Source organism: Arthrobacter sp. zg-Y238, assembly GCF_024385525.1.
GTDB classification, from domain to species: domain Bacteria; phylum Actinomycetota; class Actinomycetes; order Actinomycetales; family Micrococcaceae; genus Arthrobacter_B; species Arthrobacter_B jinronghuae.
Map to the genome: position 1 here is coordinate 32047 of NZ_JANFLU010000003.1, position 13985 is coordinate 46031.

13 protein-coding genes are annotated in these 13985 nt (G+C 66.2%); 7 read left to right on the forward strand and 6 right to left on the reverse strand.

The features are described from left to right. Window positions 1-2: 2 nt before the first annotated feature. Complete coding sequence (locus NNX38_RS03610) at window positions 3-890, reverse strand: aminodeoxychorismate lyase (RefSeq protein ID WP_255796792.1); 888 nt, start codon at window positions 888-890, stop codon at window positions 3-5. 82 nt (window positions 891-972) lie between these two features. Between NNX38_RS03610 and cls the strand changes: the two genes are divergently transcribed. Continuing rightward, complete coding sequence (gene cls / locus NNX38_RS03615) at window positions 973-2448, forward strand: cardiolipin synthase (RefSeq protein WP_370646359.1); 1476 nt, start codon at window positions 973-975, stop codon at window positions 2446-2448. Window positions 2449-2451: 3 nt separating this feature from the next. Here cls and NNX38_RS03620 read toward each other — a convergent pair whose 3' ends face one another. Beyond that, window positions 2452-3042: a hypothetical protein gene (locus NNX38_RS03620; protein ID WP_255796793.1), complete on the reverse strand. Its 591-nt coding sequence runs from the start codon at window positions 3040-3042 to the stop codon at window positions 2452-2454. 63 nt (window positions 3043-3105) lie between these two features. Continuing rightward, the gene (locus NNX38_RS03625) at window positions 3106-3909 is read right to left on the reverse strand and encodes a methyltransferase domain-containing protein (protein WP_255796794.1); all 804 of its coding nucleotides are present in this window, start codon (window positions 3907-3909) and stop codon (window positions 3106-3108) included. 241 nt (window positions 3910-4150) lie between these two features. Between NNX38_RS03625 and dnaK the strand changes: the two genes are divergently transcribed. From dnaK to NNX38_RS03650, 5 genes are all read left to right on the forward strand, one after another. After that, the gene (dnaK, locus tag NNX38_RS03630; RefSeq protein ID WP_255796795.1) at window positions 4151-6037 is read left to right on the forward strand and encodes a molecular chaperone DnaK; all 1887 of its coding nucleotides are present in this window, start codon (window positions 4151-4153) and stop codon (window positions 6035-6037) included. A 2-nt stretch (window positions 6038-6039) separates the two neighbouring features. Beyond that, window positions 6040-6684 (forward strand): nucleotide exchange factor GrpE, encoded by a 645-nt coding sequence (locus NNX38_RS03635; RefSeq protein WP_255796796.1) that lies wholly within the window; start codon window positions 6040-6042, stop codon window positions 6682-6684. Between the two features lie 137 nt (window positions 6685-6821). Then, window positions 6822-7820 carry a DnaJ C-terminal domain-containing protein gene (locus NNX38_RS03640; RefSeq protein WP_255796797.1) on the forward strand — a complete coding sequence of 333 codons (999 nt, stop codon included), beginning with the start codon at window positions 6822-6824 and terminating at the stop codon, window positions 7818-7820. 68 nt (window positions 7821-7888) lie between these two features. Next, on the forward strand, window positions 7889-8401 hold the full coding sequence (locus NNX38_RS03645; protein WP_229950441.1) for a heat shock protein transcriptional repressor HspR: 513 nt from the start codon (window positions 7889-7891) through the stop codon (window positions 8399-8401). A gap of 37 nt (window positions 8402-8438) precedes the next feature. Further along, the gene (locus NNX38_RS03650; RefSeq protein ID WP_255796798.1) at window positions 8439-9212 is read left to right on the forward strand and encodes an MOSC domain-containing protein; all 774 of its coding nucleotides are present in this window, start codon (window positions 8439-8441) and stop codon (window positions 9210-9212) included. 18 nt (window positions 9213-9230) lie between these two features. Here NNX38_RS03650 and NNX38_RS03655 read toward each other — a convergent pair whose 3' ends face one another. From NNX38_RS03655 to trmB, 3 genes are all read right to left on the reverse strand, one after another. Continuing rightward, complete coding sequence (locus tag NNX38_RS03655; protein WP_255796799.1) at window positions 9231-9857, reverse strand: dihydrofolate reductase family protein; 627 nt, start codon at window positions 9855-9857, stop codon at window positions 9231-9233. A gap of 255 nt (window positions 9858-10112) precedes the next feature. Further along, complete coding sequence (locus NNX38_RS03660) at window positions 10113-11111, reverse strand: NYN domain-containing protein (RefSeq protein WP_255796800.1); 999 nt, start codon at window positions 11109-11111, stop codon at window positions 10113-10115. 5 nt (window positions 11112-11116) lie between these two features. Then, entirely contained in the window at window positions 11117-11983 is an 867-nt protein-coding gene (gene trmB, locus NNX38_RS03665; protein ID WP_255796801.1) for a tRNA (guanosine(46)-N7)-methyltransferase TrmB, read from the reverse strand. A 287-nt stretch (window positions 11984-12270) separates the two neighbouring features. Between trmB and NNX38_RS03670 the strand changes: the two genes are divergently transcribed. Then, complete coding sequence (locus tag NNX38_RS03670) at window positions 12271-13911, forward strand: DEAD/DEAH box helicase (protein WP_255796802.1); 1641 nt, start codon at window positions 12271-12273, stop codon at window positions 13909-13911. Window positions 13912-13985: the final 74 nt, after the last annotated feature.

Here is a 13985-nt window from a genome sequence, read left to right on the forward strand (position 1 = left end):
GCTTAGAGGGCGGCGTCCGCCAGCTTGGTGAGTTCGGTGTTCAGCGCCTCGGAGAAGGGCAGTTCCCTGCCGTCGATGGAACGCACCGGCACCAACAGCCGGATGCTGGACGCCAGCCAGACACCGTCGGCCGCGAACAGGTCCTCGGGCACCAGCGGCCCGTACCCCAGCTCCCAGCCGGCAGCTTCAGCCGCCCTGAAAAGGGCATCCTGCGTGGTCCCGGCCAGGATGCCGCTCTTGCGCTCGGGGGTGAGCAGGGTACGCACGCCGTTGCGTTCGCGGGCCAGCACCACGGTGGACGTTGGCCCTTCGAGGACCTTGCCGTCGGAGGACGTGAAGATTGCATCATCGGCGCCGTTCGCGCGGACGTAGCGCAGGGCGGCCATGTTCACGGCATAGGAGAGCGTCTTGGCGCCGAGCAGCAGCCACGGAGCTCGGGCAGCCGCCAGGCTGTCATAACCGCGGTCCAGGAGCAGGACCTTGATGCCCTCGGTGCGCTGCCGTGAGGCATCGGGGGCAGCGGTCACCTGCACCCATGCCGTGGGTGTGCCGGCGCCCTCGACGCCGCGGGTCACCACGAGTTTCACCGCCGCCCGGGCGGCGGAACCGGTTCCGGCGGCGGAGGCCTCCGTGTGCAGGGCGAGCGCGGTGGCAATGGCCCGTTCCCAGGCATCGCGCGGCGGCAGCGCCAGGTCCAGCAGCTGCGCCGAGGATGCCATCCGGTCCAAATGGGCGCCCGGTTTACGGGGCACCCCGTCCACGGCCAGGAGCGATTCGAAGATCCCGTCCCCGCGGGTCACACCCAGATCATTGATCATCAGCTGGGGGACCCCGGCGTCCGCCGGACGGCCGTCGGGGAAAGCTGAATCCAGGAAAACCAGAACAGTCATGTCATCAGCGTAGCGGCGCAGGCCCGGATAGGTCCTTCCGGCCGATAGGCTGTCTAAAAGGCGGCTCGGGAGGAGCATAAGTGTGTGGTGGTCTCTGACCGGTATTGACCTGGCTGGGTGGACTACCGGCGTGTTGACGGCGGTGGATTACGCGATCCGGATCATTGCCCTGGGCATTGTGCCGGGCAACCGCCGGCCCACCACAGCAATGGCCTGGCTGTTGTGCATCTTCTTCCTGCCGATCCCGGGGATCATTCTCTTTTCACTCTTCGGCAACCACCGGCTCTCCGAACACCGGGTCAAACGGCAGGCTGAAATCAGCCGACTGGTCCGTGAAAACACCAAGGAACTGGAAACCGAGGGCACCAACTACGGCGGCCCCGAGTGGGTACTGAATGCCGCAGAACTCAACCGCCGGCTGGGCTCCTTTCCCACCCTGGACGGCAACAAGGTGGACGTGCAGCGCGACTACCTCGAGTCCATTGCGGACATGACCCGCGAAGTGGAATTGGCCAAGCGGTACGTCCATGTGGAGTTCTACATCATGGGCTATGACGCCGTGACCCGGGACTTCTTCCAGGCCCTGAAGGACGCTGCAGGGCGCGGAGTCACCGTCCGGCTGCTTTTCGACCACATCGGCACCCTGCGCATCCCCGGCTACCGGAAGCTGCTGCGGGAACTGCGCAGCAGCGGCGTCCAATGGCGGCGGATGCTTCCGGTGGAGCCGCTCCGCGGGCGCTGGCGCCGCCCCGACCTGCGCAACCACCGCAAAATCCTGGTGGTGGACGGGGCAGTGGGCTTCACCGGCTCCCAGAACATGGTGGAGCCGGCCTACAACAAACGCCGAAACCGCCGGTCCGGCCGCAAATGGGTAGAGCTGATGGCCCGAATGGAAGGGCCGGTGGTGGACGAACTCAACGTTGTCTTCGCCACCGACTGGAACGCCGAAACGGACGAAAACCTGGAACGCGAACTGGACCTGTACGAATCCTCGTTCAATCCCGGAGACGTCACCTGCCAGGTAGTACCCAGCGGCCCCGGGTTCAGCACCGAGAACAACCTGCGCCTTTTCGCGTCCCTTATTTACTCGGCCAGCGACCGCATTTCCATCACCAGCCCGTACTTCGTCCCCGATGACACGCTGCTTTACGCAGTGACGACGGCGGCGCAGCGCGGCGTGGACGTGGAATTGTTCGTCTCCGAAAAAGGCGACCAGTTCCTGGTGGACCACGCCCAGCGCTCCTACTATGAGGCGCTGCTGCGCGCCGGTGTCCGGATTTACCAGTACCCCAAACCGCTGGTGCTGCACGCAAAGCACTTCACCATCGACGAGGACGTGGCGGTGCTGGGGTCCAGCAACATGGACATGCGCTCTTTTTCGCTGAACCTCGAGGTGTCGGTGATGATGTTTGACGGCACCATTGTGAAGCAGATCCGCCGCATCGAGGACACCTACCGGGCCCTGTCCAAGGAGCTCATCCTGGAGAACTGGGTGGGCCGGCCGGTCTGGCAGCGGTACATCGACAACGTGGCCCGGCTGACCGCGACCTTGCAGTAATCCCTAGCCGGGAATGTGCTGCGGTTCAGGCTGCAGCCGGGACAGGACGGTCGCCAGCGCTGCCCCGGCGTTCCCCCGCGGACCCACCAGACGCACGGTGAGATCCGCGGCGGAGGCGGCGTCGTCGTCGGCAGCCCAGCGGCGTTCCTGTGCCGCCCAGCGTTCCCAGTGCGGAGCGTAGGTGCCGCCGTCGCGTTCCAGTGCGCAGCGGCGGCGGACCGTTTCCTCACCCGCCACCCAGACCGTGGTGTCCAGCAGGGCGCGGGCCTCGCGGTGCCCGGAGCCCACGCCTTCGAAGACCACGACGTCGGCCGGTTCGGTGGTCTGCCAGTCTTCGTAGCGGCCGGCATCCCAGTCCCAGGCCTGCCAGCGGGCGGAGCGTCCTTCGGCGAGCGGGCGCAGGATCTGCTCGCGGTAGTAGGTCATTCCCGATTCCAGGCCGTCCCAGCCCGGGTAGACATCCTCCAGATGGAACAGCCGCACGGAGCCGAATCGGGTCATGGCGGCGGCAATTTCGGTGGCCAGCGTCGTTTTGCCGGCACCGGAGAAGCCGTCCACGGCAATGAGCAGGGGCGCGCCGGGTTTAGCGGGCATCGGGGGTGTTGCCCGTGCACACGGTCAGGATTCGGAACATTCCTTAACCCTAGCCAGAAAAGGTCAGGCCCGAAGAAGCAGCTCCCCGCACGGGATGAGGAACCAGCCGTCCGGGGCATCGGCCCACTCCCGCCAGCCGGCGGCAAGCTGTTCCAGCTGGTGACGGTCCGCCAGTCCGCGTTCCCGGGCCTGCTCGGCGAAGGCGGAGTGCAGTACGCGTTCGGACCAGGATTCCGCGTGCCTGCGCCGCTCTTCCGGTGTCGCGTAGAGCCAGTTGGAGGATGAGGGCGTGATCTCGGTGAAGCCGGCCTCCAGTGCCCATGCCAGCAGGTGCCTGCCGGCATCGGGCTCAGCGGAGTTGCCGCGGGCAATCTCCCGGTAGATCCGCATCCACTGCGCCAGTTCCGGTGTGGGCGGATGCCAGACCATGCCGGCGAAATCGGCGTCGCGCACCGCCACCAGCCCGCCGGGCTTGGCGACCCGGCGCATTTCCCGCAGTGCGGCCACCGGGTCCATCAGGTGCTGGAGCACCTGATGGGCGTGGACAACGTCGAAGGTTTCATCCGGGAAATCGAGGTCATAGACGTTCCCGGCAACAAAGGAGGCATTAGCGAGCCCGCGCCCGGCTGCCCGTGCACGGGCGGAGACAAGGACGTCCTCGGAGGAATCCAGGCCCACCACGGGTCCCGGTGCCGCAAGCGCCGCGAAGTCGGCGGTGATGCTGCCCGGGCCGCAGCCGACGTCGAGAATGCTTACTCCCGGCTGCAGTTCCGGCAACAGATACGCTGCGCAGTCCTGCGCAGTGCGGGAGGCATGGACGTCCACCACGCTGCGGTGATGGCCGTGGGAATAGGTTTCGGAAGCCATGGCAGGACCCTACCGTCAGACCCGCCAGTGAGGGGGAGGGTCGGCTGCCGTGTTCCGCAACCTCCGGGCACAGAGTTGAGCCGGATGCGCTCAAGTTTGTTGACAAAGAAGTGCTGCTGAGTAAAGTTGAGTGTAGAACGCTCAATAGCTCTTGGTGGCGAACCGGGTGGCTGTCCTTCGGGGCAGGCCGCGCCGGTGTCGCGACGAGATGCGGGTTTCTCCAAGGAAAGAGGAAGCAAATATGTCACGTGCAGTAGGTATTGACCTCGGTACTACCAACTCGGTTGTCTCGGTTCTCGAAGGCGGCGAGCCCACGGTTATCGCCAACGCCGAAGGCGGCCGCACCACGCCGTCCGTCGTAGCCTTCGCCAAGTCCGGTGAAGTCCTGGTCGGCGAGATCGCCAAGCGCCAGGCCGTCAATAACATTGACCGGACCATCGCTTCCGTCAAGCGCCACATGGGCACCGACTGGAACGTTGACGTGGACGGCAAGAAGTACACCGCCCAGGAGATCTCCGCCCGCATCCTGATGAAGCTGAAGAACGACGCCGAGGCCTACCTCGGTGAGAAGGTCACGGACGCCGTGGTCACCGTTCCCGCCTACTTCAACGATGCCGAGCGTCAGGCAACCAAGGAAGCCGGCGAGATCGCAGGCCTCAACGTGCTGCGCATCGTCAACGAGCCCACCGCAGCTGCCCTGGCGTACGGCCTGGACAAGGGTAAGGAAGACGAACTCATCCTCGTCTTCGACCTCGGCGGCGGCACCTTCGACGTTTCCCTGCTGGAAGTCGGCAAGGACGAAGACGAATTCTCGACCATCCAGGTCCGTGCAACGGCCGGCGACAACCGCCTCGGCGGCGACGACTGGGACCAGCGCATTGTTGATTACCTGCTGAGCCAGGCCAAGGCCAAGGGTGCTGATCTGTCCAAGGACAAGATCGCCCTGCAGCGCCTGAAGGAAGCTGCGGAGCAGGCCAAGAAGGAACTCTCCTCGGCCACCTCCACCAACATCTCCCTGCAGTACCTCTCGGTCACCCCCGAAGGCCCGGTTCACCTGGATGAGCACCTGTCCCGTGCCAAGTTCCAGGACCTGACCAAGGATCTGCTGGACCGCACCAAGAAGCCGTTCAACGACGTCATTTCCGAGGCCGGCATCAAGGTCTCCGACATCGACCACATCATCCTTGTGGGCGGTTCCACCCGTATGCCGGCTGTCTCCGAACTGGTGAAGGAACTCGCCGGCGGCAAGGAGCCGAACAAGGGCGTAAACCCTGACGAGGTTGTAGCCGTGGGCGCTGCCCTGCAGGCCGGCGTGCTGAAGGGTGAGCGCAAGGACGTCCTGCTCATCGACGTCACCCCGCTGTCCCTGGGCATCGAAACCAAGGGCGGTGTGATGACCAAGCTGATCGAGCGCAACACGGCCATCCCCACCAAGCGCAGCGAAACCTTCACCACGGCGGATGACAACCAGCCGTCCGTGGCCATCCAGGTCTTCCAGGGCGAACGCGAATTCACCCGCGACAACAAGCCGCTGGGCACGTTCGAGCTGACCGGCATTGCGCCGGCTCCGCGCGGCGTTCCGCAGATCGAGGTCACCTTCGACATCGACGCCAACGGTATTGTGCACGTGTCCGCCAAGGACAAGGGCACCGGCGCCGAGCAGTCCATGACTATCACCGGCGGGTCCTCCCTCAACAAGGAAGACATCGACCGCATGGTCCGCGAGGCCGAAGAGCACGCCGCGGAAGACAAGAAGCGCCGCGAGGCCGCCGACATCCGCAACTCGGCCGAGCAGCTCGCCTACTCGGTGGACAAGCTCCTCACCGACAATGACGACAAGCTGCCCGAAGACGTCAAGACCGAGGTCAAGTCCGACGTCGACGCGCTGAAGAAGGCGCTTGAAGGCACGGACAACGACGACGAGGTCAAGACCGCGTTTGAGAAGCTGCAGGCTTCCCAGACCAAGCTGGGCGAAGCTATCTACGCCCAGGCCTCCGCAGCCGGCGCTGACAGCACCCCCGGTGCTGCTGACGGTGCTCCGGCCGGTGACGGCTTTGCCGCAGGCAGCGCCGCCGGTGACGAAGACATCGTTGACGCCGAAGTTGTCGACGACGAAGAAAAGAAGTAATCATGCCGGCGGAAAACGAGCACGGGAACACTCCCGAAGGTGAAGAGCCCGTAAACGGCCAGGACACGCCCGGCGCGGGCGAGACTGCGGATTCCGCCAACGGTGGCGCGGCAGGGGAGGAAGCTTCGGCTTCCGCCCCGGCCGCCGGGGCCGACGGAGATGCACTCTCCCAGGCGGAGCAGATCCTGAACAACGCCGACGTGCCGGCCCAGCCTGCCGCGTCCGGTTCGCCGGAAGCCGCGGAACTGCGCAACGACCTGCTGCGTCTGCAGGCCGAGTACGTGAACTACCGCAAGCGGGTGGAACGCGACCGCGACGTCGCCCGGGAAATGGCCGTCATCGGAGTGCTGAACTCCCTGATGCCCGTCCTGGACGACATCGACGCCGCCCGCCAGCACGGCGACCTGGCGGAGGGACCCTTCGCTGCGATCGCTACCAAGCTGGAGAACTCGCTGAAGACGTACGGGCTCAGCCGCATCGATGAGACCGGTGTGGAGTTCGATCCGAACATCCACGAGGCACTCATCCAGCAGCAGAGCGCGGACGTCACGTTCGATACCGTCACGCAGATCCTGAGGGCCGGCTACAAGTCCGGCGACCGGGTCCTGCGTGCCGCGCAGGTGATTGTTTCGGTTCCGGAACAGTAGTTGTACCGTGTCCGGGGCCGCCGTAAAGCGGCCCCGGACATTTTTCCATCGGCAGGTCCCGCAGCAGGGGCAGCAGGCCCGGCAGCCGTGTTTTCACGGCAATGCAGCGGGATTCGCAAATGAGGAAGGGACACCAATTGGCTAGTCAGGATTGGGTCGATAAGGACTTTTACAAGATTCTGGGTGTTCCCAAGGATGCGTCCGACGCCGACATCAAGAAGGCGTACCGCAAACTGGCGCGGAAGTACCATCCCGACCAGAACCAGGGCGACGCCAACTCCGAGCGGATGTTCAAGGACCTCTCCGAGGCGTATTCGGTCCTCTCCGATGCCGAGGAACGCCAGCAGTATGACGCCATCCGCGCCATGGGAAGCGGCGCCCGGTTCACTGCCGGCGGCCCCCAGGGCGGCGGCGGCGCCGGCGGGGCGGGCTTCGAGGATATCTTCGGAGACCTGTTCGGCCAGACCGCACGCGGCGGCGGCCGGAGGACCACCTTTAACGCGGGCGGCAGCAACATCCCGCCCGAATTCGCCGACCTTTTCGGCGGCGGCAGCGGCTTCGGCGGCGGCGGCTTCGGCGCCCCGCCGCCCACCAAGGGCGCGGACCGGACAGCCAGCACCACCATTTCCTTTGCCGGGTCCATTAACGGAACCGTGATCGGCCTGCGCGAACCCAGCGGCGAAGTAGTGGAGGTCCGGGTGCCGGCCGGCGTCAAGGACGGCCAGAAGATCCGGGTGCGCGGCAAGGGCCAGCCCGGCGCCGCAGGTGCCGGAGACCTGATGGTCACCGTCCACGTCACGCCGCACGACTTCTTCACCCGCGAGGGCAACAACATCCGGATCCACGTTCCGGTCTCGTTCCCCGAGGCAGCCCTGGGGGCGACCATCGAGGTGCCTACCCTCACCTCCGATACCGTCCGGCTCAAGGTACCCGCCGGAACACCGTCGGGACGCACCCTGCGGGTCAAGGGCCGCGGCGTGCACACCTCCAAGGGCAACGGGGACCTGCTGGTGACTATCGACGTCGCCGTGCCCACCCACTTGAATAAGGACGCCCGGGAAGCCGTAGAGGCATTTGCCGATGCGACCAAGGGCGAGGACCCCCGGGTCGGATTGGCAGCAAAAGCACGGCTTTAACAGGTGGTTTCATCCGCCGGAGGGCGAACTTCCCGCGCTACCATTTCAACAGCAGTGAAGGAGGAACAATGGGCATAGATGTCAATGCGCCTATTTTCGTGATCTCCGTTGCCGCTGAGCTCGCGGAAATGCATCCGCAGACCCTCCGGCAATACGACCGGCTCGGGATTGTCCGTCCCAGTCGGGCGCCCGGCCGCTCCCGCCGCTACTCGCAGCGCGACATCGAACTGCTGCGAGAGGTCCAGAAACTCTCCCAGGAGGGCGTTTCCCTCGAAGGCATCAAGCGGATCATGGAGCTGCAGAACCAAGTCACCGGCCTGCGCCAGCGGGTTGTGGAACTCTCCACCCAACTGGACGAGGCGCAGCGGCGCACCCCGGACCGCAGCCGCGTCTTCGCTGCCGGGCTCGCCGGGGACGTCGTCACCCTCAGCCGGGGGCAGCGCCCGCCGGCCGCCGCGACGGCCGTTCAGCAACTGGGCCTGGTCTCGCTGATGGAGCGCCGAAGCAGGCTGCGCGCCCTTCCCGCCGGCAAGTCCGCCGAGCGGAACTACGCCGACGACGACTACGTGCAGTCACTCTAAGCGCCGGCCGCTGGTGTCCTTGTGACACAATGCCGGGATGCCATACGAGGAAACGCCGGTAGGCCAGGTCCAGGCGCTGTACCGCTATCCGGTCAAGTCCACCGCGGGCCAGGCGGTGCGAGCGTCCGCCGTGACCGGCACGGGATTGCAGCATGACCGTCGGTGGGCGGTCTACACCGAGGACGGCGGCATCGCCAGCGGCAAGCGGACCCGGCGGTTCCGCCCGGTGCCCGGGCTGATGCAGTGGTCCTCCGTGGTAGAGGACAACAACATCCTTGAGGGGAACAACTTCCTTGATGACAACAGCGGCGTACCGCTGTTGCTGAGCCCCGAGGGCCATCGGTATCGAGTCGATGATCTAGCCGCCGCCCAGGCACTGAGCACAGCTTTCGGCCGGGAACTGACCCTGCGGCCGGAAACCGGTGTCGGACACCACGACGAGACGCCCCTGCACCTGGTGACAACATCCTCACTGACTGCTCTCGAGGGCCTGGCCGGTGGGGCGGTGGATGACCGCCGCTTCCGCGCCAACATCGTCATCGACACCGGTTCCCGGCCGGCGTTCTGCGAGGACGACTGGGTCGGCGCCGAGCTGGTCCTCGGAGGCGAGGTTGTGCTGCGGCTGGGGGAGGGGATGCCGCGCTGCGTAATGATCGACCAGGCGCAGGCCGGTGTCCCGGCAGGAACCAAAGCCCTCAAGCTGCTCGGCAGTTCCCACTCCGCGGAGTTCGGTCTGCAGGCGCACGTAGTGCGGACCGGAATGCTGCGGGTGGGAGATGCCGTTGTCCTCCGCCGCAGCAGGACCGCATAACGTCGCGTGCAGCCCCGGTCAGGACCCCATGACTCCGGTTGCGGGGGCCGGTCCCGCCCAGCCGTAGCGCAGGAGCACGGCTCCATTTTCCGAAGCGGCTGAAGCTTCGAGCAGTTTCAGTTCTGCGGGCGGCCCGTCCGGAGGAAACAGGCGCTTCCCGGGGCCGAGAACTACGGGATACACCCACAGGTTCAGGGAGTCGAACATACCGCCCGCCACCAGAGTGCGGGCGAAATCGATGCTCCCGATGACGTGGACGTCCTGGTGTCGCGCCCGTAAGCCTGCCACCGCGTCCGCCAGGTCCCCCTCGAGGTGGTGCGAGTCCCGCCATCGGCCCAGATCCGGGGTTCCCCGGGACACGACGTATTTGGGGATGGAGTCAAACTTGCGTGCAATGTCGGAGTTGCCACCGTCCAGCTGGTGAGGCCAGTAGTCGGCGAAGATGTCGTAGGTCTTCCGGCCCAGCAGCAGTGCGTCCATGGAGGAGATGCCCTCGTCCACCTGCGCTCCCACGGTTTCGTCGAACAGGGGAGCCTGCCAGCCACCGTAGGCGAAGCCGGCCTCCGGGTCTTCCTCCGGGCCGCCCGGAGCCTGGGCGACGCCGTCGAGGGTCATAAAAAGATCGATGGAAACGCGGCCGGCCATGGTGCCCTCCCGTTGGTTGCGGCACTTGGTGACGGTGACAGGCACCAGGCTCGCGACGCGGCGTTGTACCTGTCAACAGAAGCGGCGGCATCCTCCGCCCGGCGCACTGATCCGCCGTCGCAGCACGGCGTCCCACCCGGTGGGGTCTCTGTTGCCCTCCGGGACCTCAGCTGTAACAGCAGCACCACTTAGTGGGACCCTGTGCACGCAGACCGGCCGACGGCATCCACCGGCCCCGCGGGTTCCTGCTGCTGCTCAGCGCCGGGCGTCGGCACCCGGGCGAAGACGGATGAGGCGCTGCGGCCCGTCGTCGTCCAGCTCCACCAGGTCGCCGTGCGAGGACAGGAAGTCGGTGAAGGACCGGAAGCCCAGCGGCTTCTCGTTGAAGGCCGGGTCCATCCGGCGCATCTGGTTCTTGACCGTGCCCGTGTTGAGCCACTCGTCGGCGTCGCCCTTCGCATGGCCGATCTGCAGGGCCCGTACGAGGAGTTCCGTTGCGAGGACACCCGGGTCGACGTCGTCGGCGGGTTCCGGCTCCTCAAACCCGGCCTGTCCCGTGTGCGAGAACATGGGAACGGTGGTGAGCCTGCGGGCAGGGGCCGGATCGGGCTGCGAATCCGTCGGTGCATCAGTCTTTTTGGCGGCAGTATCCGCCGCGGCCGGAGCGGCGGCTGCTGCTTCAATCCCGGGAAGCGAGTCGTAATCCTCGAATTCGTCGCAGGCCGCAGCGAGGGAAGTGCTGGTTGACCCGGCAACGCCGATGCCGACGACGAAGCGCCCGAGCCGCTTGGACTTCTGCGCGAGGGCAATGTAGTCGCTGTCGCCGGCGACGATGATGACGTGGGTCAGGTCTGGCAGGCGGAAGAGGTCTTCGACTACGTCCACGGCGAGGCGGATGTCCGCCCCGTTCTTGGTTCCGCGCGTGGTGGTGGTGAACAGCTGCGTGAGGTCCACTGCCCGGGACATCAGCTGGCGCTGGTAACTCGCGTTCACCGGTACCGACCAGTCGGCATAGGCGCGGTTGACCACCAGGGTGCCGAAGGAAGCGGCGAAATCGATAATGGCGTTGAAGTCCACCGTCGCTGCAGTGAGCTTGGCGGCAACTTCGGGATCGGCCTCGCGGTTCGTCCGGTCGAAATTCCGGATCCCGTCACGCTGGAACGCGTTGCGGCCATGCAACTGCTGATAGCGCGAGATGACAATGTTGTCGAAGTCGATGTAGAGGCCGACACGTGCGTCGTTCGGTTCAGTCATGGTTCTTAGATCCTTCGGTAAGCAAGGTCAAAAATCAGTCGGCCGGCCTCGTGGGCCTTGTTCTCGAAGCTGGTCAGGGTCCGGCCCTCGAAGCGGGGGGCCCAGCCGCCGCGGGTATCGACGTCGTCTTCCGGGGCCTTGTTCTCCAGACCCTCCCGGTGCACGCGGGTCAGCGGGCTTTCGTCACCGGCACGTTCGCCGGCGTGCAGATTCTCGAACCGGGCCGAAGCATCCAGCACTTCGCGCATCTGTACGGCGTAGTCGGACCAGTCCGTTGCCAGGCGCCAGGTGCCTCCGGGCACCAGCACCCGGGCCACCAGCTCGGCGAAGGATTCCTTGACCAGGCGGCGCTTGTGGTGCCGGGTCTTGTGCCAGGGGTCGGGGAAGAACACCCAAACCTCCGCCACGGACCCGGCCGGGAGCATGCTGGTCAGCACTTCCGGGGCGTTCGCCTGGACCACGCGGATATTGGTCAGGCCCTTCTGCCCAATCCGCTGCAGGGTCTGCGCCAGGCCCGGGAGATAGACCTCCACGGCGAGGAAGTCCTTATCCGGATTCTGCTCCGCGGCATGCGCAACGGCTTCGCCCAGGCCCGAGCCGATTTCGACGACGAGGGGAGCGGTGCGCCCGAACTCGGCGGCGGCGTCGAACACGTATCCGGGGTGCACCGAGGTGTCTGCTTCGTCACGCGGGACATCCACCACGAAGCGTTCGGAGAGTTCGTCCCAGGCCTGCTGGCGGCGGCCCTGCAGGCGCGAGCCGCGCCGGACAAAGGACACCGGAGAGCGGAAATGCTGCTCCTCGTCGGTGCCGGCAGCGGGATCCGCCGGCCCGGTTTCGGCGGCGTCGGGCAGGGCTGGTTCAGTAGTCATCACTGTTAATGCTATCGGCTGGCACGGCCCCGGATTTCACCGCCGTTGCAGCCCCCGATTAGGAAAGATTCCGCATTACGGTAAACTGGAGGCAGATGTTGGTCCTGCCACTGTTGAACCATGCTTAAAATCCAAGGTTTCAACAGTGTGTGTAAGCAGTCCAGCCTGCGTCGATGAACGCTTTCTTTTGTCCCGCTTCAGTGCGGTAGACACTGTCTGACTTTTCTTCGGCGAACCCCCGGCCCAAACGGCGTTGGGGGCCTCTTACCGAAAGTTGCCTGTCTTTAATGACCACTTTTGCTGCCCTTGGTGTGCCCAAGGCACTTGTTTCCTCCCTCGCCGCCGCCGGAATTGACGAGGCCTTCCCCATTCAGGTGGAAACCCTTCCGGACACTCTTAAGGGCCGCGACGTCCTGGGCCGCGGCCGCACCGGTTCCGGCAAGACGCTGGCGTTCTCCCTTCCGCTGGTTGCACGTCTGGCCGAGAATGAAGCCGCCTACCGCCGCCGCCCGAACCGCCCGCTGGGCCTGGTCCTGGCGCCGACCCGCGAGCTGGCCACGCAGATCAACAACGTGATTGAGCCCCTGGCCAAGGAGCTTGGCCTGAACACCACTGTGATCTACGGCGGCGTGTCGCAGCAGCGTCAGGAAAAGGCACTCAAGGCCGGCGTCGACATCGTCATCGCCTGCCCCGGCCGCCTCGAAGACCTGATGAAGCAGAAGGTCATCAGCCTCGAGTCCGTCGAGATCACCGTGCTGGACGAGGCCGACCACATGGCCGACCTCGGCTTCCTGCCGGTTGTCCAGCGCCTGCTGGACCGCACTCCGGAAAAGGGCCAGCGGATGCTGTTCTCCGCCACCCTGGACAACGGCGTCGACAAGCTGGTCCGCCGCTACCTGTCCAACCCGCTGACGCACTCCGTGGATGAGCCGCAGGCAGCGGTGTCCACCATGGAGCACCACGTGCTGCTGGTCCAGGACCAGACGGCCAAGAAGCTGCTGGTCAAGGAACTGGCCGGTGGCCAGGGCCGCCGCATCATGTTCATGCGGACCAAGCACCACGCCCGCAAGATGGCCCAGTTCCTCACGGACAACGGCATCCCCACGGTAGACCTGCACGGCAACCTGTCCCAGAATGCCCGTGACCGCAACCTGGCGGAGTTCGCTTCGGGCGACGTCCGCGTCCTGGTAGCCACCGACGTCGCCGCCCGCGGCGTGCACGTGGACGACGTCGAGCTGGTCGTCCACATCGACCCGCCGACGGAACACAAGGCATACCTGCACCGCTCAGGCCGTACGGCCCGCGCCGGTTCCAGCGGAACCGTCGTGACGCTGACCCTTCCGGAGCAGAAGAGCGAGGTGTCGAAGCTGATGAAGGCTGCCGGCGTCGACGTTTCCATCGAGAAGGTCAGCCACAACTCGCCGTCGATCGCCAAGCTCATCGGCGAACGCGCGGCCATCGTGGAACCGCATGTCCGTGCAGCGCAGCTTGCCGCCAAGTCCCCGCAGCAGGGCGGCGGGCGCTCCACCGGCGCCAACGCCCAGCGCAAGCGTGCTGCCCGCAGCACGGGTGCTCCCCGCGCCGGCGGACGCGGCGGTACAGGCGGACGCGGACGCGTTTCGGCTGAACGCCCCGACCGCATGGAACGCAGCGAACGCAGCGAACGCAATGACCGTGCCGTCGACGACGTGCGTACGCAGCGTCCGGCCCGGTCCTCTGACGGCCGCCGCAACAGCGCCTCAGCGGCCACCGCATCCGGCCGCAACCGCCGCCCGGCAACCGGCCAGCGCGCCGAGGGCGCCGGCAGCGGCCAGCGTGCAGGCGGAGCCTCCCGCGGCGCCGCCGGTGCAGCCTCCGGCCGTCCGGCACGTGCCGCCGGTCCCCGCCGCGCAACGGCACCGGCGTCGAACGAACGCCGTTCCCGCTAAGGCATAGCCACAACTGAGAGAGGCGGCGCCCCCCCCACCTGCGGCGCCGCAGAAGGGTTAGCCGGGTGGGCAGC